This window comes from Paenibacillus sp. NEAU-GSW1, assembly GCF_009737085.1.
Lineage (GTDB): Bacteria > Bacillota > Bacilli > Paenibacillales > Paenibacillaceae > Pristimantibacillus.
The window spans coordinates 1-18,129 of record NZ_WOVL01000011.1 but is presented as its reverse complement, the minus strand read 5'-3'; the positions used below and the strand labels follow the sequence as shown (position 1 = coordinate 18,129).

General features: G+C 51.9%; 17 protein-coding genes, 1 pseudogene and 1 riboswitch. Of the genes and pseudogenes, 4 read left to right on the top strand and 14 right to left on the bottom strand.

Annotated elements, in window-relative coordinates; all coding sequences use genetic code 11:
• The first annotated feature begins 120 nt into the window (after positions 1 to 120).
• The gene (locus GOM71_RS10275) at positions 121 to 1,365 is read left to right on the top strand and encodes a nucleoside recognition domain-containing protein (protein WP_156280633.1); all 1,245 of its coding nucleotides are present in this window, start codon (positions 121 to 123) and stop codon (positions 1,363 to 1,365) included.
• On the opposite strand, the gene coaD is transcribed toward GOM71_RS10275, so the two are convergent.
• Together coaD and rsmD are read right to left on the bottom strand one after the other, a co-directional pair.
• Positions 1,360 to 1,881 (bottom strand): pantetheine-phosphate adenylyltransferase, encoded by a 522-nt coding sequence (gene coaD, locus GOM71_RS10270; RefSeq protein ID WP_156280631.1) that lies wholly within the window; start codon positions 1,879 to 1,881, stop codon positions 1,360 to 1,362. The two genes, GOM71_RS10275 and coaD, sit on opposite strands and share 6 nt — an antisense overlap.
• Positions 1,868 to 2,461: a 16S rRNA (guanine(966)-N(2))-methyltransferase RsmD gene (gene rsmD / locus GOM71_RS10265; RefSeq protein ID WP_367649543.1), complete on the bottom strand. Its 594-nt coding sequence runs from the start codon at positions 2,459 to 2,461 to the stop codon at positions 1,868 to 1,870. The genes coaD and rsmD overlap by 14 nt, the downstream gene beginning before the upstream one ends.
• Positions 2,462 to 2,843: 382 nt before the next feature.
• Between rsmD and GOM71_RS10260 the strand changes: the two genes are divergently transcribed.
• Positions 2,844 to 3,023: a hypothetical protein gene (locus GOM71_RS10260; RefSeq protein ID WP_156280629.1), complete on the top strand. Its 180-nt coding sequence runs from the start codon at positions 2,844 to 2,846 to the stop codon at positions 3,021 to 3,023.
• An 88-nt stretch (positions 3,024 to 3,111) separates the two neighbouring features.
• On the opposite strand, the gene GOM71_RS10255 is transcribed toward GOM71_RS10260, so the two are convergent.
• Positions 3,112 to 4,962 (bottom strand): acyltransferase family protein, encoded by a 1,851-nt coding sequence (locus GOM71_RS10255; RefSeq protein WP_367649542.1) that lies wholly within the window; start codon positions 4,960 to 4,962, stop codon positions 3,112 to 3,114.
• 387 nt (positions 4,963 to 5,349) lie between these two features.
• Here GOM71_RS10255 and GOM71_RS10250 point away from each other — a divergent pair, with 387 nt between their 5' ends.
• Complete coding sequence (locus GOM71_RS10250) at positions 5,350 to 5,688, top strand: L,D-transpeptidase (protein ID WP_156280627.1); 339 nt, start codon at positions 5,350 to 5,352, stop codon at positions 5,686 to 5,688.
• A gap of 82 nt (positions 5,689 to 5,770) precedes the next feature.
• On the opposite strand, the gene GOM71_RS10245 is transcribed toward GOM71_RS10250, so the two are convergent.
• From GOM71_RS10245 to GOM71_RS10200, 10 genes are all read right to left on the bottom strand, one after another.
• Complete coding sequence (locus GOM71_RS10245) at positions 5,771 to 6,559, bottom strand: glucosaminidase domain-containing protein (RefSeq protein WP_156280625.1); 789 nt, start codon at positions 6,557 to 6,559, stop codon at positions 5,771 to 5,773.
• Between the two features lie 12 nt (positions 6,560 to 6,571).
• A complete protein-coding gene (locus GOM71_RS10240; RefSeq protein WP_156280623.1) occupies positions 6,572 to 7,753 on the bottom strand; it encodes a glycosyltransferase in 1,182 nt (393 codons plus the stop codon).
• A gap of 337 nt (positions 7,754 to 8,090) precedes the next feature.
• Entirely contained in the window at positions 8,091 to 8,900 is an 810-nt protein-coding gene (locus GOM71_RS10235; RefSeq protein WP_156280621.1) for a TatD family hydrolase, read from the bottom strand.
• A gap of 4 nt (positions 8,901 to 8,904) precedes the next feature.
• The gene (locus GOM71_RS10230; protein WP_156280619.1) at positions 8,905 to 9,699 is read right to left on the bottom strand and encodes an ABC transporter ATP-binding protein; all 795 of its coding nucleotides are present in this window, start codon (positions 9,697 to 9,699) and stop codon (positions 8,905 to 8,907) included.
• Positions 9,699 to 10,478 carry an ABC transporter permease gene (locus tag GOM71_RS10225; protein ID WP_156280615.1) on the bottom strand — a complete coding sequence of 260 codons (780 nt, stop codon included), beginning with the start codon at positions 10,476 to 10,478 and terminating at the stop codon, positions 9,699 to 9,701. Before GOM71_RS10225 ends, GOM71_RS10230 begins: the two co-directional genes overlap by 1 nt.
• Positions 10,468 to 10,770 (bottom strand): thiamine-binding protein, encoded by a 303-nt coding sequence (locus GOM71_RS10220; protein ID WP_156280613.1) that lies wholly within the window; start codon positions 10,768 to 10,770, stop codon positions 10,468 to 10,470. The genes GOM71_RS10225 and GOM71_RS10220 overlap by 11 nt, the downstream gene beginning before the upstream one ends.
• A gap of 54 nt (positions 10,771 to 10,824) precedes the next feature.
• A complete protein-coding gene (locus GOM71_RS10215) occupies positions 10,825 to 11,862 on the bottom strand; it encodes an ABC transporter substrate-binding protein (protein ID WP_156280610.1) in 1,038 nt (345 codons plus the stop codon).
• Between the two features lie 153 nt (positions 11,863 to 12,015).
• Positions 12,016 to 12,127, bottom strand: a riboswitch (TPP riboswitch).
• 45 nt (positions 12,128 to 12,172) lie between these two features.
• On the bottom strand, positions 12,173 to 13,267 hold the full coding sequence (locus tag GOM71_RS10210) for a GerAB/ArcD/ProY family transporter (RefSeq protein ID WP_156280608.1): 1,095 nt from the start codon (positions 13,265 to 13,267) through the stop codon (positions 12,173 to 12,175).
• A 20-nt stretch (positions 13,268 to 13,287) separates the two neighbouring features.
• A complete protein-coding gene (locus GOM71_RS10205) occupies positions 13,288 to 14,502 on the bottom strand; it encodes a Ger(x)C family spore germination protein (protein WP_156280606.1) in 1,215 nt (404 codons plus the stop codon).
• A gap of 19 nt (positions 14,503 to 14,521) precedes the next feature.
• Positions 14,522 to 16,063, bottom strand: coding sequence for a spore germination protein (locus tag GOM71_RS10200; protein ID WP_156280604.1), 1,542 nt, complete (start codon positions 16,061 to 16,063; stop codon positions 14,522 to 14,524).
• Between the two features lie 187 nt (positions 16,064 to 16,250).
• Between GOM71_RS10200 and GOM71_RS10195 the strand changes: the two genes are divergently transcribed.
• Entirely contained in the window at positions 16,251 to 17,564 is a 1,314-nt protein-coding gene (locus GOM71_RS10195) for a glycosyltransferase family 4 protein (protein ID WP_253944789.1), read from the top strand.
• Between the two features lie 67 nt (positions 17,565 to 17,631).
• Here GOM71_RS10195 and GOM71_RS25135 read toward each other — a convergent pair.
• Positions 17,632 to 18,129: pseudogene (locus GOM71_RS25135) on the bottom strand (transposase); the annotation flags it as partial.

Here is an 18,129-nt window from a genome sequence, read left to right as displayed (position 1 = left end):
TCCTCCTGCTCTTTTGTTCGATTCGGCCCTGGTCTAACCTTGTCCCTCCGCGCGTACTATTTATAATCGGCGGGCCTTTGGGCAAGCCGTCAATATACGCGCATTTGGAGTTGATTAGCTATGTCCCGGACGATTATGCTCGCCTTTTTGTCTCTCGCTTTGATCGGCTCCGTCATCCGCATGCCAGACGCCGCATTTCAAGCTTCGCTGCAAGGATTGACGATCTGGTGGAACATTGTATTTCCCGGCTTGCTGCCGTTTCTCGTTTTATATGAACTGTTATGCGCTTTTGGGCTTGTTCACGGTTTCGGCGTCCTGTTGCGCACGCCGATGCGCAAGCTGTTCAAGCTGCCCGGCGAAAGTGCAATGCCTCTTTTATTCGGCTGGTCAGCCGGTTTTTCGGCTGGAGCCGACGCCACGGCAACGCTGCGAAAGCAGCATAAAATAACTGTCGGAGAAGGCCAGCGGCTGCTTGCTTTGTCGCATGTACCCAATCCGATGTTTATGATTATCGTCATCGGAGCCGGTTTCCTGCATCGCCCGGAGCTAGGCGTCTTGATCACAGCTGCTGTATGGCTTTCCGCCCTCTGGACATCCTTCTTGCTGACTGCCTTCCGCAAGCGCAGCAAGAAGGACGATAAATCAACGCAGGAAGGACTCTCTTCCGATAATCCGTCGCTCGGCTTATTCGCCGATACTGCCGCCGCAATACTCGCAGCTCGCGAGCAAGACGGCCGTAGTTTTGGAAAAGCGCTTGGGGATGCCGTTTACAACAGCGTGCAGAAGCTTATGGCGATCGGCGGCTTTATGATATTTGCCGCCGTAATCGCCCGCTTGGCTCAGTCTCTGTTTCAGCTCGCCGCAGGTAACGGAACGCTTGACGTCGCGCTTCCAGCTTTGCTGGAAAGCCATATCGGCGCTTATGCGGCTGCTGTCTGGCAAGGAAACAGCGGACTGCTGCCGCTGCCCGGCGCAGCGGTCAACGTTGCGCTCATCGCCGCTGCACTGGCGTGGAGCGGCGTCAGCGCTATCCTTCAGGCCGGCTATTCAATCGCCGGCACAGGACTCAAGCTGCTCCCGTTTATCGGAGCGCGGGTGCTTCACGCCGCACACGCGGCATTATTCGCGCTGCTGCTTTGGAAGCCGGCGATGGCAGCATTATCCGCGCTCGTTCACGCAGCAGGCGAAAAAACAGAAGCCGCCATGCTTTCGCATGGCGACCGATTCATTTCGCCGATTTCTTTTGCGGCGGGCGATCTGCCTGCGATGTGGCCGTACGCGCTTATCTCCGCAAGCCTGCTCGCTGCCGTATCCAGCGCAATTATGCTGCTGGCAAAGCTCGTACCCCACCGCAATCGGCTATGATCTGGACTTAAACTTTTCATCCAGACGCTTTTCAATCTCTTCAGGCACCAGCTCAGATACGTACCCTTTGAACATTGCGATTTCCTTTACGATGCTGGAGCTCAAATACGAATATTTTGGATTCGTCATCATAAATATCGTATCGATCTCGCTGTCAAGAAGCCGATTCGTTGAAGCGAGAGTCAGCTCATATTCAAAATCCGTCACCGAGCGGATGCCGCGGATAATGACATTTGCCTGGCGCGATTTCACAAAACGTACGGTCAGGTCGCGGAAACTGTCAATTGTCACGTTCGGAATATCGCTCGTCACTTCTCTTAGCATTTCTTTGCGCTCTTCCACCGTAAAAAGCGGGTTTTTGCTCGTATTATTCAATACAGCTACGATTAGCTGGTCAAATTGCTTCGCCGAACGGCGGATAATGTCCAAATGGCCGTACGTAACCGGATCAAAGCTTCCCGGATATACAGCGATTCGCAATTGCTGAGCCGCAGTTCCTTGCTCATTCGCTTGCATCTTCAAGTCCTCCATTCTTGCTGCCGTTAGCTATGTATCGATAGATGGTCACTGCCGTATCGCCGTACTTCGTTTTCTTCATCTGCTCGAACCGCTCGATATGCTCCGGGTATTCATGGGCCGCATCATGTTCGACTACGATCACTGCGCCATCCTCCAGCATCGAACGATCAGCCAAATCAACCATTAGCTCGTCCATCGTCGTGATCCGATAAGGCGGATCGAGAAAAACAAGCTTGAAAGCGATACCCCGCTTCTCCAGCAGCTTGATTGCCCGCTCCGCGTCGTTGCGGTAAATTTCCGCCGCGCTTCCCATCCCTGCCGCTTCCGTATTGTGCCGCACAATGTCAACGCTTATTTTCTCGCGGTCGATAAAGACCGTCTTGGCAACTCCGCGGCTCCAAGCTTCGATTCCGAGCCCGCCTGTGCCCGCGAACAAATCCAGCGCATACCCGCCGTCGAAATACGGCCCAATCATGCTGAATATGGCTTCCTTCACTTTATCCGTCGTAGGCCGCGTATTCATCCCGGGAACCGCCTTTAGCGTGCGGCCTTTCGCCTCGCCCGCAATGACTCTCACTGCTTTTTGCCCCCTTCATTTGCTGTCCAAGCTATCGTACCATAATTTCCTTTCGTTGAAAAAGCTCTGCTCTCGTTTCAGTCATGGTTCTATATTTTTTTGGCCGAGAAGGTATATTCCCCCACAAAGCGGACAAGATAAAATCATCGGCGTCGGAAGATGCCGTAGACAACCGCGGAGAAGACTTACGTTTCCCCATAAGCTCTTCGTCCGGTTTCTCCTCTCCCATGAAAGACCCTTGCCGAAAGGCAAGGGTCGATTTTTTTTGCTCCGCAACCGCCTCGGCCTGCACGAATCTATTTTCAACATAACATGCACGATTGCGATATAAAATCATTATATATGGTAGGAGGAGTTTACGGGGAAAGGGGCGTTGGAAGCGGTGAAAATGCTCTATGAGTATATTCTTATGAATCTGTGGCTTGCTGCGGTGTCGATCGTTTTATTCGCCTATGACGGGACGATATCCGCATTCGAAGGCACAATTCTGCTGTTTCTTGATTTTATTTGCATTGTCCACATATCCAAAATAACGAGTTACTTGTTCGGCGCCAGCGAATAAAAAAACGGCTGCCTGTCGTACAAGCCGCCGTCTACACATATATGGATTGCCACGGCTGGCCAACGGCAGCTTGCGGCAATCCATTTTTTTATTGAAGAAGCGACTGCATCAACATATCGGCATACGCTTCAGCGCCGGTCCTTGTCAAGTGAACGCCGTCATCGGCAAAATAGCCCTCTTCTTGTTCGCTCGCCGCAAACCAGTCCACCAGCTCAACACGGCCTTCACTTGCTTCCGCCGTTTCCGAAAGCATCTCATTGACGGTGTTTTGCCATTCCTTCGGCACTCTCGTATTGATCAGCATTATGCGCCGGTCATCGCCGATTGCGCTTATAAGAGCGGTTAGCTGCTTATTCGTAAACGCGCCATTGGAGCCGAGCTCGATAACGACCGTTTCGCCCAAACGTCCGTCTTCTTTCAATTGCTCCACAACAGCATTCGCCTGTTTAAGCTGCCTTCCGATTTTTCCATCAATCCCAATGCCCGGGATTCGTTTCTCTAAGTGCGAAACGACGCCCAAGATGACCGAGTCGCCTATTACGGTTATCCGGTCGCCTTGAAGCACGACCGACGGTTGTGACGAAGCACCTGCAGTCGCAGCCATTGTTTGTACAGGGGCAGGCTCTGGAGTTGGCGTTGCCTCGCTGTCTATTTGTTCCGCGCTTGCCAAAGGTTCAATCGCATCCGCAGCAGCCGTCGACACGGTTTCGGCTGCCTCCGCTTTAACCTTCAACAGTTGGCCATTGTCGGAATTGGCTGCCAGGCAAGCCCCAAGCACGACTAAAGCAACGATGGCAACGACAGATTCCTTACCTAGCCTCACTAGGCCGGTTCGCCTGCGAAACTGAGTGACCATGCTCGCTAATTCCCCTTGGCGAATCGGCATTTCGACGAACCGATAAGATAGCTCGGCAAGCAATAATGTTGCCGTCATCTGCGCCAAAGAACGCAGCAGATGAAATTGCTGCGACTCTGCAAGCGGCGTCGTCAGCACGATGATCGGGTAATGGTATAAATAGATGCCGTAGGAGCGGACGCCAATCCATTTCAATCCGCTTGCTAATTTACCAAGCCTGCTTGCTGGATGCGCGAGCACTGCAGTGAGCGCAGCCGTCGCGACAGCAGCGGCAAACATGCCTCCTCGGTAAAGAAACGGGCTGTAATGGCCCACCCTCAAAATAAATAATAGAAGTACCGCCAAGCTGGCGATGCCGATCCCATCCAGCACCTGACTGCCGCGCTTGTCCAAACGGGTCGACAATCTGCGGCTCGGCCATACAACCGCTAAAGCAGAACCAAGCAGCAAAGCAAATGCCCTCGTGTCCGTTCCGTAATACACTCGGCTCGGGTCTTCGCCGGGGTGATAGAGCATGGCCATCATCATTGCCGAGCAAGCCGCGCCGCCAAGCAGCCAAAGAACAAGCTTGCCGCGTCGTTTGACCATTCGAATCAAGAGAGCCAAGGCCAACGGCCAAACAACATAAAACTGCTCCTCCACCGCCAGCGACCAGATATGACCGAACGGAGAAGGCGGTCCAAAGCTTTCGAAATACGAAACTTGCTGAGCAATCATTTGCCAATTATACATATAGACAAGTCCGGACAACAGCTCGTCCCTTAAGGACAGAAGCCTGCTTGCATCGCTCGCGATCAACCATAGCGAACTTAGCGCAAGCATGAGCAGCATCGCCGGAAGCAATCTTCTAGCTCGCCTTATCCAGAACAGCCGCAAGGCAAAGCCGCCGTGCTGTTCTCTTTGAATGAGCAATATATCGGTAATCAAATAACCGGACAGCACGAAAAAGATCGTTACGCCAACCAGACCGCCTTCCATGCCTGGAATACGGAGATGGTAAGCGATGACGGCAAGCACCGCGAGAGCGCGCAGGCCGTCCAATCCTGGCATGTACCTTCTGCTGCCTTTGCCTGAATCGAGCACGACGCACCTCCTTCTATAAGCATAAAATGGTACATTTCGGAGACATAACGGCCAATTCCTGCCAAAGTCGAAACTTCCTTTTAGAATCAGATATTGTTACATTTTTTTCAACTTTCCGGCAATTTCCGCATACTCAATTCCGCCTAAATGATTCCATTTTAATTACATATGTTGTAACCTATTTAAGCTGAGTCATAACGATTAGGAGGAAATTGGATGGGATAAGATCATCGTTTATGACATCGGGTTTTATTCTTTCGTTATTTCTCGCGGTCGTCAAACAGCTGCAGTCTAGCCCATCTTCAATAGAGCCGTGTCGGCATCGCTTCTTTGCTCATATAGATGTTTGAGCTCAAAGATCCCGATAAAAAGAGGTGGACAGCAGCGATGCCCGTATACCGCATCATCGTCGACTTATCGGACCGTATGCTTCATTTGCTCGATGGAAACATCGTCGTCCGTTCGTTTCCGGTCGGCATAGGGCGCATGGTCACACAGACGCCAACCGGCGAATTTACAATTATAAACAAACAACCGAATCCCGGAGGGCCTTTTGGCGCCTTTTGGATGGGACTGTCCAAGCCGCATTACGGCATTCACGGAACGAATGATCCATCCTCCATTGGACGGCTGGTGTCGCATGGCTGTATTCGCATGTACAACGAGGATGTCGTCGCCCTGTCGCAAATTGTGCCCATCCACACGAGAGTAACGATTCGACCGTAATGGTAAATAACGCCAAAAGCCCCTTGCCGGGGCTTTTATTTATTTTGGCGCAAGCGCGCGTTGCTTCGCGCTAATGCAACCGTTATTTTTTCAGCGTGACCGTTCCGGTCTGCTGCTCCCATACCGCCTGCATGCCCAAAGCGGCGGCCAGCGACCGCACGGCCACATAGCCGGTGCGGACATCAAGCAGCGTATCCAGCTCCGTGCCATTAACCGTCGCCTTTGTGCCGGTCCATCCAACCGCTCCGCCGAGCGACTCGCCAAGCTTGCGGACCGGCACCCATACGGTGCCGCCAGACAATCGCCAGCCATTCGAAACGACGAGGCCGTTCCTTAATATCGGCGCAGCAGCCGCGCCTTTCAACGGTCCGGTTAGAGACGGTCTATCGACCGGCGCCGAGGAAGCTACGATATCATATTGTTGTAAACCGTATTGGTTAATGATCGATATCAGTTTACTTTCATAGGAAGGGTCTGTCGCATAGCCGCAAACTCGGAGCATTTGCGCCTGCATTTCTGGAGTCCCTGCCGCTTTCACCCGATCGTAGCGCGGCTTGGCGAGCAGCAGCTCCTGATCCTTCATATAATGATACACACTGCTGTAAGCGCGGAATGCGGCTTTCATATCCGCGTTTCGTCCATCGACATGCTCCCACGTCCCTTTTACGACGGCATCGCCATGCCAATATTTGTTCGGAACGCCGTTCGCCTTGATGCCGCCCAGATTGTACCATGGATGAATAACGCCGCCAGTCTCCAGCAAGCATTGCGCAAGCCTAACCGAGGGCAGAAGAATCGCTCCCTCACGGCTTACTTGAACGACCGTCGAGGCAATTGCCGCGATGAAGTCTTTTCGGCTCGTTGCAGCCATTCGCCCCCTCCTCTACTTTAAAGCGTTAAGCACATTGCTGATGACATTGCCGTATTCCGTTGCCACATCGGACCATCTTCGCTTGAGCACGTCGCGAAGCTCATGCTGCTGCCGTTTCACAACCGATTCGTCCGCTTGCCACAGCTTCGATATTGCCTCCTGCATTTCCGTTACCGAATACGGGTCGAAATGAATGAAATGATCCAAATTTTTTACAAGCTCCGTCGTCACCGGAATTCGGCTGACCGCAAGCGGCGTATCCATCGTTAAAGATTCCAGCAGCGGGAAAGGGACGTTGCCCTCAAACAGCGTAGGCACGATCGTCCCTTTCGCATAACGGTATAAACTGGGCAAATCCTGCGACGGGATGCGGCCGATAAAGCGAATTTGATTGCGATAGGATACGATGCCGCAGCTCATTATGATCTTCTCGATTTCGACTCCCATCGGATGATTGTGAAGCAAATCGGTGAAAACGAGCTGTACGTTCGAACGGCGCCCTTCCCTCGAATGAAGGAAATTTAAAAAAGCTTGAACGAGGCGGTCATGATTTTTATGATAGCGCACAGCGGAAGGGAACAAGAAATACGGCTGATGCAAGTTATATTTTTGCCGAAGCGCACGCTCCGTCATTAACCCGAACAACTGAAATTCTTCTACCGGCGCGGATGTGCGGATGAGCGCTGTTTTCCATTTCGGCAGTCCCATCCCTTGCAATCCGTCAAATTGCAAAATATATTCCGAATTGAAAATAACAGCAACCGCCTTCGCGCACATTAACGGAGCGAGACGATCCAATTGAGCGCAAGCTTCAGGATGCTTCGAACGGTAAATATCGCTCATGATCGGATGGCGGTACACAAGGTCATGCAGACAGAGCAAATAAGGCTTTTCAAGCTGAAGCGCATTTTCCAAGCCCACATAAGGCACAATCCAAAGATCGACTTTAGCCCGCATGTTCAATTCCGGCACGTTAATGAACCGAATCAGCTCCAGCTTATCGCCGTAAATGTCTTTCAGCGGCTGGAGAACGCGGACGATTTCTTCGCGGTTGCATTCTTGAAACGCTATTTTCATTTGATAGACTTGCTTCGAGAGCATACCTTCTATTAAGCGAAAGAAGTATCTGCCTATCCCTTCCTTGTCAAACGATGCAGCGAAGGAGTAGCCCCAAAACACCCCGATTGATACCATCGATATCCTCCTATATCCCGTGCGTTTTATATAGCATATTTTGGATGATTCAAAAGGTAACGGCTTGACCTAGGCATTAGCGTCTGTGTCGAAGGCTATTTTTCATTATTGTTATGGGGGCGGGTAAAGTTAGTGGATTTTTAGTGGATAGAGCCTCACTTTAAGCGGTTTGACGCGAGTTAGTGGATTTTTCCAATATAGAGCTCCAGATTGAGGCGAACGGGCGAAAGTTAGTGGGTTTTTCCATCATAGAGCCCCAAATCAAGGCGAACAAGCATAAGTTAGTGGATTTTTCCAATAAAGGTTTTACAAAAAGAAATAGACGAGTAGCCCCCGTCTATCTGTCCATTAATTCTATTCCGTAAAATTCGGCTGTATTTCGGAGCAAAATCCGCGCCGCAACCTCCGGATCCTGCTGTTTTAGCGCGGCAATCCGGGCAATGGATTCGAGCGCCATAACCGGCTCCGTTCGCCTTCCGGCAAATTCGGCTTCAAAAGGCCACGGTCCGTCCGTCTCGATCATCATAAGCTCGAGCGGATAATCGCGAACCAGCTGCTGAATTTCTATTTCATAAGCGACATCCGGCGTGACCGATATGCGATAACCGCGCTCGATCATCGTTGCGATCGTCTCCTTGTCGCCTTTGAACCAATGAAAATGAACACGGCGAACGCCATGCCGTGCCGCTATTTCACAAGCTTTCGCTCCATCCTCGTAAACCGCGTGCAGCACCAGCGGCCGATCCAACTCGGCCGCGAGCGCAGCGAAGCGATCAAGCAGCGCAACATAAGGCGCCTCGTCGAACGGCTCGCCTTTTTCTTCGCATTCCGTTCGCGAATAATAAGGCAAGCCCACCTCACCGATAGCAAACGCTTCGCCCGCCAGATGGCGGGCTCGAATCCAACCAAACAACCGCTCAAATGATGCTTCATCGGGAAGAGGCTGCTCCGGATGAAAGCCGTAAGCCGGATGCACCCTGCCCGAATTCAGCTGCGCAAGCCGCCTCGTCTCCTCGCAGGAACGCTCATCCATAGATACGGCTATAACCGCTGCAATGCCGCTTTCAAAAGCTAAATCAAGCATCGGCTGGCGTTCTGCCGGCTCATATTTATCCAGATGGATATGCGCGTCAATTCCCCGATACATGCGGCTAACCCTCCTCTTTCGGCGTCTGCTGAAGCAGATCGTAAATATGCTGCTTCATCGCGTTAAACGCAGGATCGGTCCAGAGCGACTCGGCGCGAGGTCTTGCGAACGGCACCGTCAAATGTTCCACAACAATCGCTGGCGCGGCCGACAGCACAACAATCCGGTCGGACAGCAGAAGCGCCTCCTCGATGCTGTGCGTCACGAACAGCACCGAGCGTCGATTCGCTTCCCAAATCGACAGCAGCCAGCGCTGCATCTGCTGGCGCGTCATTGCATCAAGCGCGCCGAAAGGCTCATCCAGCAGCATGAGAGGCTGCGGCGACAGCAGTGCGCGCAGAAACGATACGCGCTGCTGCATGCCGCCCGACAACGTATGCGGATAACCGTCCGCATACGCGTCCAATCCGATTCGCGCCAGCCACTCCTCTGCCGCTGCTTTCGCAGCTTTCTTCGCCGTTCCTGCAATCTGCAGCGCCAGCTCAATATTGCTGCGCACAGACAGCCAGGGCATAAGCGCTGCCTGTTGAGGCATATAGGAAATATTGCCGCGCAAGCCCGTCGTCTCGCGGCCGCCGATCCATATCTCGCCCTTCGTCAACGGCTGCAATCCGCCAATGAGTTGAAACAGCGTCGTCTTTCCGCTGCCCGAAGGACCGATTATGGTTACGAATTCGCCATCGGCTACCTCCAGACTGAGGTCGGTCAATACTTGCTTATAAGATGGCGATCCTGCTCTCCCAAAGCTCTTGCAAACCGATTTCAGCTCGAGTGCAGCGTTCTTTGTCTCCTTTGCCATTAAGCGCCGCCCCTTTCTTCCGCGGGGCGCCAGCGAACGATCAGCTTCTCCGCGCCCGCCACTAACCCGAACATGGTCAAGCTTAACGCCACAATGAGGAATACTGCGGCAAATACGCGGTCTGCCTCGTACCCTTTAGACGACAGCAGCATAAAGTGTCCCAACCCTTTTTGAGAGCCGATCCACTCAGCCACAACGGCGCTCAGCACAGCGTAGGACGCGGCGATTTTCAATCCGGAGAACAAATGCGTCACCGCATTCGGCAGCTCCATGCGCCAGAACAGCTGCGATTTGGATGCTCCAATCATTTGCATATAATTACGCAAGGTCGGGTCGGTATCCGTAAGGCCGGACAGCATCGATACCGAAACTGGAAAAAAACATACGAGCCAGACAAGCACCAGTTTTGGCAGCAGGCCGTAACCGAGCCATAGCGTCAACAACGGTCCCAGCGCGACTACCGGCACGTTCTGGGACAGCACAAGAAGCGGGTACACTGCCCTGCGTGCGCCGGGCAAAAGATGCAGCAAAGCGGCGAGCACAAAGCCCGCCGCCGCTCCGCCTGCAAAACCGATTGCCGTCAGCGTAAGCGTCGCTGCCGTATGGTCCATCAGGCGCGGCCATACGGCAACGCCTTCATGCAAGATAGCCGAGGGCGACGGCAGCTGCCAGCTCGGAACATTTCCGAGATCAACTGCCGCCTCCCATACGATAAACAGCAATGCGATTACAAATACCGGCGGACCGATCAGCCTCCGCAGGCTTCGATTATTGTCCATCCGGATATTTCTCCAGCAGCCTTCCCATCGAAGCGCCGTTCGCCGGATTGTAGTAAATTTTCACTTGCGAAATGACGGAAGGACAGCCGAGCTCCGCCATCGCTTCGCTCATCTCCTGCACAATGCCGAGCAAATGGCCAAGCTCGCCTTCCATCGTCGTTTCAAGCGGCGCAACCCGGTAAGCGACGCCGGATGCTTTAATAATTTCAATAGCGCGGTCAACATAAGGAATAACGCTTTCTCCCCCAGGCGTTGTCGGCAATATTTGAATGCTGACTAATGCGTTTGCCATTATAGCTCTCCCCTTATCCGATCTTCATTTCTGCATTCTTAATCGGCAATCAAGTTATTGCGGCAAAAAATCGTTCGTAAACGCCTTCTCCGCTTCAAGCTCCTTCTCAAGCAGCTTGTGGTCATACATCCACGAAGCATAGTTTTTCCATACGTCCAGCTTTTGCTCTCCCCAGCGCGGCGCGTCGTCTTTGTATTTCGGACTCAGCCACTTCTGGCTGGCGCGCACAAGTTCCGCATTCAAATCCGGCTCCGCATGAATAAGCACTTCAGCGGCATCTTCCGGATGCTCGATGGCAAATTGGTAGCCTTTTGCCGCGGCGGCAACGAACGCTTTAACAAGCTCCGGCTTCTCGGCAATCAGCTTCTCGCTCGTCGCCAGCACTGGCGTATAATAATCCAGCTTATCGCTATAATCGGTCAAATAAACCATGTTCAGCTTATCGCCGCGAAGCTCCGCTTCAATGCCCGTCCATGCATAGTAGATCCAGGCAAAATCGATATCCCGCTTCACCGCCGTAAAGAAATCGACATCGCCAATAGGCAAAATATTGACTTTGCTTACGTCCGCATTTTCCTCTTGCATGATCGAATCAATGACGGCTTCCTCAACAGGAGCGCCCCAGCCGCCGTACGTTTTTCCTTCGAATTGTTTCGGCGAATCGATTCCTTTATCAACAGGCGACGCAAACCCGGACGTATTATGCTGGATTACCGCAGCGATCGATACGAGCGGCATCCCCGCGATACGCGCCATCGTTAACGATTCCTGATAGCTTACGCCAAACTCGGCCTCGCCTGCGGCAACCATTTTATCAGCGCCGTCCTGGCCCGGTTGAATGATTTCCACCTCAAGCCCTTGCTCCTTAAAGTAACCTTTGTCTCTTGCCACGTACAAGCCGGTGTGATTCGTATTTGGCGTCCAATCCAGAACCAGCTTCACTTTCTCCAATTCCGCGCTTTTGGTCGCTCCGGCCTCGCTCTCCTTCTGTTCGCTACTGTTGTTCACCGCTCCGCAGCCTGCAAGCAGCGTAATGACCGCCAGAACAATCGTCCGCTTGCTCCATTTCCTTAAACCGTTTAATTTCTTCATTTCCTTCCGCTCCCTCTTATTCTTGATGATTTCATTGACGAGTCGGGGAGATACCGCTTGAATGCCTGAAACAAAAAAAAGCATTCTCCCAATCGGAGAATGCATGCAGTCAGCTCTTCTGCACATCCGTTCCAACAGGCCTCTTCTCCTGTCAGCGATGCGCAATTCCATTCCTACGCTGGCATTACCCAGATCAGGTTATGGGTCGGAGTTGTTTAAGGAACTCCCTCTCAGCCGGCCTCCGCCAGCTCCCCTAACAATATGTCGCGTTACGTCAATGTCCCCATTATAACAAACCCGATTCGAAAAGTCACTTTAACGATGCGATTTGCTGCCGGAACTTGCTTCGAACGCCAACCATCAACATGAGCAATGGGAACACCACTTGGAAAAACGGCACGATTTTCAACGAAACTTCAAGTCCGATCCACAAATGATACGTATTGTTCGGCTCCAGAAACGACGTTAAATAAATGCAGATGCCTACCGGCAGGACTACTGCCCGATAAGTGAATCCAAATGCCGAACTGATCGTAAAAACGGATGCCATATAGAGCAGCGTAATTTTCACATAAAGCCCGATATACAGCAGCAGCGTCACTAAAATATCGAGACGTTCCAAAAAATTAGCCAACCGGATTAACTGCACAGCCTCCAGCAACGGCAAAGAAGTAACCGAGGCTAAGGTTGGACCGAGTACGGTCATAATGAGAATGTTCATTGCAATGAGAAACAGGGAAACAAATGTCAGCGGGCCAAAGGTTTTGCGAATTAGCCTGTTTTTCTCCTGCACATGCTTCCAGAACACTAGAAATATGACCATCTGCCCGAACGGAAACGCGATCAAATCAGGGAACGCCGCCTTAAACACCGGTCCCAGGCCATTCTCTAGCATCGGAAACAGCTGATGGAAGTCTGTAAGGCGGGCCGTGAACAACAGTACAATGATTACCGCGTAGCTGAATATCGCAATCGGGAACAGCATTTGCACGACGCGAAAAAACACTTCGATGCCCTTGCCGACTGTATAGTACGAAACGGTCATAATACTAAGCATTACAATCCATTTCGGAGTAAATGCCAGCAGCGCAAGCATCGTCAATTCGCCGAAATCGCGCACATTTCGCATGGACTCATAAGCAAACCAAATTGCCGTTATTGACGATGCGATAGCTCCAACTATTCGACCGAAGTGAATATGATACAGCTCTGCCAAATCGAATTCCGGAGCCCTCCGATGAAGGAGAACATACACAGCGGTCATCAGCATGCCGGCAATTGCAGCAAGGGTCATCGCCATCCAAGCGTCCTGCTTCGCTTTAATGCCAAGCTCAAATAACGGAGTGCTGCCGATCATAAACAAAACAATCATGAATGCCAGCTGATTTTTGCCGATCTTTTGCATAGATCTCCTCACCTCCTCCGTTACGGCCCGGACTGCTCCTGCGTCTTTTTAAAGCTTGTCCCGCTCATTCCCGTCGAGTTAATTTTCACTTTCACCTTATAGTTCAATTTCATTGCCGCAAAATTTTCCGGCCAATCGGCGGAAAGCTGTTTCCACTCGTCCGGATGCTTCTCCCGAAGCAATTTGCCAAAGCCGACAACATCCGTCTTCGTTGCGCTAAGCGCCATCCAGCCTGATTCCATCATGCGTTGAATTTCCGCTGCAATTTGCCGTTCTAACTTCGCAACTTCCTTGGGCTTGCCCATATCATTGTCGCATTTCAGTTCAACAAGCGATCCTTGCGTTTTGACGCTGACGTCCATGCTCCATTGACCGTCGATCAGCTTCGGCGTTAGCTTTGTTTTGGCATAAATGATTCGGATAGCGGAGCTTTTCTCTTGCGACTCTGAATCTGGGCAACTGAACGACACCGTCGTCTTTTTAATCTGATCGGCAATCCACATTACGCCGATTGACTCCTTAGGCGTGAGCCAGCCAGAAAGTTTGTCTTTGTAGAGAAGCCCCGTTCCCGCAAGCCTTACCTTTGAAGGCGTATTCGTCTGACTGAGCTTCGTCGTCTCGTTCATATTCTCTTGCGTACCCGCCACTGTCAGTCCCGGGATAGCCGTCGCTTTTGCGGCGCCAAACAATTCGACCAATACTTCGTGCATCGTCATTTGTTTAGTGGCAGATCCGTTCCGGCTTTCATTTTCCATCATTCGCTGAATGGCCGATCCCGGTATTTTCTCGAGCGGAATGAGCTGCTCCAATATCGTTCTGCCGTTTCCTTTAGTCAAAAAGACACTGACCGTTTCCCTCGAATCCGTATTCCGCAAATAAGCGTCAAACAAGGAATCAAGCCCATTTGCAGCTGCGCTCTCGCCGATGACCAATACTTGATTATGGGAAAAATACAGCCTCCTGGCCAGCTCCCTGCTCGCTTTATTAATTGCGCCTCGCAAGCTGTCGCCTTGGGTCGAAAACACATTGACCGACGCTCCTTGACTCGAACCGCCTACTTGACTCGAAATGGCCGAAGGCATGACAATCTGATAGCTTAACTGGAACTGTCCATCCTTCCAGTCAACGGCGGTTCCGGAAATAATCGCGATTTCATTGAGCTCAACCCGATTCCAGCAGCCGGTCAAAGTCAAGGTCATCAGCGCGACGAGTACAATTCCGATTATTTTTTTCAACCGTCACGCCCCCCTTTTGTTATGGCTTTTTGGATTGACGCTGATGCTCCGGCTTTTTGCCGCTTCCGCCGCGTCTCCGATTGGATTTGCTAATATCGCTCGGCCGAAACACTTCTGCCCATCGAGGCATGCGAAAGAAAATATCCCGGAACAAGCCGATATTGAGCGGCGCGAGCGGTGTCATATACGGCACTCCGAACGAACGCAGCGACGCCAGATGAACCATAACGAACAGCACGCCGAGAAAAATGCCAAAGAAGCCGAATATTCCTGCGAGCAGCATGAGCAAAAAACGTATGATCCGCGAGGTTGCCGCCATATTGAATTCAGGCGTTACAAAGTTGGATATCGCTGTGAAGGAGACGACAATAACCATGCCGGCAGAGACAATTCCCGCTTGTACAGCCGATTGCCCGAGAACGAGAGCGCCGACAATCGAGATCGCCGGTCCGATCGCCCGGGGCATGCGCAGTCCGGCCTCCCGCAGCACCTCAAAGGTCATTTCCATTAGCAGCGCTTCAACCAAGCCGGGAAAAGGAATGCCTTCCCGTTGCGCCGCCAAGCTGATGAGGAGCGTTGTCGGCAGCATTTCCTGATGAAACGTCGTTATCGCGATATAGATGGAGGGCAGCAGCATCGAAATAGCATAGGCAGTATAGCGGATGACTCGTATAAAAGAAGCTATATCGTACCGCTGATAGAAATCGTCCGGCGATTGAAAAAAGGCAAAAAAGCTTGTCGGCGCGATCAATGCGAGCGGAGAGCCATCCACGATAATCGACACCTTGCCCTCCAGCAGCTCCGCCGCAACCGTATCCGGCCGCTCGGTGTTAAGCAATGTCGGAAATAACGTAAATGTTTCGTCCTGAATGAACTCTTCGATATAGCCGCTTTCCAGCACGGCATCGATGTCGATCTCCTCAAGCCGGCGGTACACCTCGCGCACAACGCCTACTTCAGCGAGTCCGTGAATGTAAATGACGCCGACGTTCGTATGCGATTGTCTGCCGATTGTACGAATATCGACATGCAAATCGACGGATCGGATAATGCGCCTAAGCAAGCTTATGTTCGTCTTTAAATTTTCCGTGAAGCTATGCTGCGGTCCGCGAATGACGGTTTGCGTTTGGGGCACTGTGACTGAGCGCTGCTCCCCGCCGTTTGCGTCGGCCATTAACGCGACCGAGGAATCTTCGGCAAGCAGCAGGCAAAGCCCGTTAAGCATCAGCTCCGCTGCGTCGTTCGGCGACTTGACGGATTGTACCGACCCGATCGAAATGACGCAATCAGCTAACGCAGCGATCAACTTATCGCCCTTCGCGGAAATATCAGGTGGCAACGAAACCGACATGAGCGGATTCATAATGTTCGTATTGATCGTATCTGAATCTACAATGCCGTCGATGAACAACAGCGCCATCGCCCTTCCCGGGGCGGCATCGCTGCTTAAATAACGAATGACGAGATCTTTGCTGCCGCGAAACATGGCGCTTACGGCATCAACGTTCGCTTGCAGCGACGTTCCGAAACTCTTTTTACCCGGATTGGGCGCATTGCTCATCGATATACCTCCCTATTCCAGGTTGACGTTATTTTGGCTTTTTTTCGGAAAAATTATGAATGGAATGTCGCGAATAGGGTTATATGCCGATTTTTTACGCCTTTGGGCCAGTGTCTGCCATATCAGGCGAAGCAATGAATACGATATAGACGAACGCATTTCCGCTCTTTAGAGAGGAAGGGAGCATTTGACTAAGCTTACGAAAAGACGCAAACATAAAAAACGCGCTCGCGCAAAGCCGCGAATATCGATTCATAAACGGAAAAAACGGCAGCGCCGTTCTCGGCTTCGTCTGAAGCAGAAGCGCAGGCTGAAGCCGCGCAGAAAACAGCGGCGAAGCGCGCAGCGCAACCGGCGGGAATATTGGGCTGAACCGCTTGCCGCTAGAACGCCGCTTCCGCAAGGCGTCAATATTATCGGCTTTTTGCACGCCGAGATGGGAATTGGCGAATCAGCGAGATTGGCGGCCAGATCGGCGGATGCGGCCGGCATTCCGTTTGGCATGCTTGATTTTCCGATCAAAGTATCATCAAGAATGGCCGATACGAGCTGGTCGCATAAAGAATTGCAACAGGCGATTTACAATACGAATCTTTTTCATATTAACGCCGACTTTATGAGTCCGGCACTGGAGCATTTCGGCCCGTCATTGCCGCATAGCCGGTACAATATCGGCTACTGGCATTGGGAATTGCCCGAATTTCCCGACGAGTTCACACATGCTTTCAATCTTGTGCAGGAGGTATGGGTGTGCAGCCGGTTTGTCGCCGACTCGATCGCCCGCAAATCGCCGGTTCCGGTCGTTACCATTCCGCACGGCGTGGCCGTCACTCCTGCCCCCGAGCTGAATCGAGGCCACTTCGGCTTGCCAAGCGGGCGGTTTCTATTTCTGATGATGTATGATTCGCAAAGCTCGGTATCGCGGAAAAATCCGCAAGCGGTCATCGAAGCGTTCAAGCTTGCATTCCCGAAAAACGACAGCCGCGTCGGTCTCGTTCTCAAGTTGAACAATGCCTCATTTAGACCGGAGGACTTCGCGCCAGTCCGGGCGCTGGCGGCCGAGCATAACAATATTTTTTTAATTGACAGCTCCTTGTCCAGAATTGAAGTCAATTCGCTGCTGCAATGCACGGACAGCTTCGTTTCCTTGCATCGTGCCGAAGGCTTCGGGCTTGGACTCGCGGAAGCGATGTATCTTGGGAAGCCTGTTATCGGCACGAACTGGTCGGGCAATACCGACTTCATGAACGAATCGAATTCTTGTCCCGTTCCGTATAAGCTTGTTCAGGTCGGCCAGGACTGGGGGCCGTATAAACGCGATCAAATATGGGCTGAGCCCGATGTGCCCGCCGCTGCCGATTATATGCGCCGTCTCGTCGAAGATCCGGTGTGGCGCAACCAGATCGCTGAACGCGGCAAAGACACGATCCGCACCCATTACTCGCCGCAAGCGTCCGGCAGACTAATGAGGGAGCGGCTTTTGCAGCTGTCTTTGCTTTAATTGTAAATCATTAAGCAAGAAGGGGCCGTCTCAAAAGAGGTTCGCTCGCTAGAGAAATGACTCGCATCTAAATTACAAAAGTGAATTTCATAAAAATAGCGTTGTGGACCTGCAACGCTATTTTTAGATTTTTATCCTTTGCAGCTTTCTTCAGCAAATGATGGGCAAGTGAAAGCCCACCCGACCTCTAGGCTGACTTTCGGCAAGCCTCGAAGCAGGAACCGGCGGAATCCTCGGTTATTCTTGATTTGGCCAAACACACGCTCTGGTTCGTGCATGCGTCGAACCGATAATGCATATCCATCCTCGCTCTTTAATTGCTCCCTCGCTTGTCGTTTGAGGCGAAGATATTCCATATTTCACGCTCGCCTTGTGCCTTCGTACATCGTTCCTTCAGCGGGCAGCCTTCACAGGAAAAGCTGCGATAATGGCGAGTGGTAATTTCATAACCACTTTCCGTGGTGCTTCGACTTTCATAACGGAATAGAAGTTTCTGTCCTGCTGCGCATGTCCACGTGTCTTCTTTCTCGTCATACAACCAATGCTCGAATTTGCTAATGTCTTG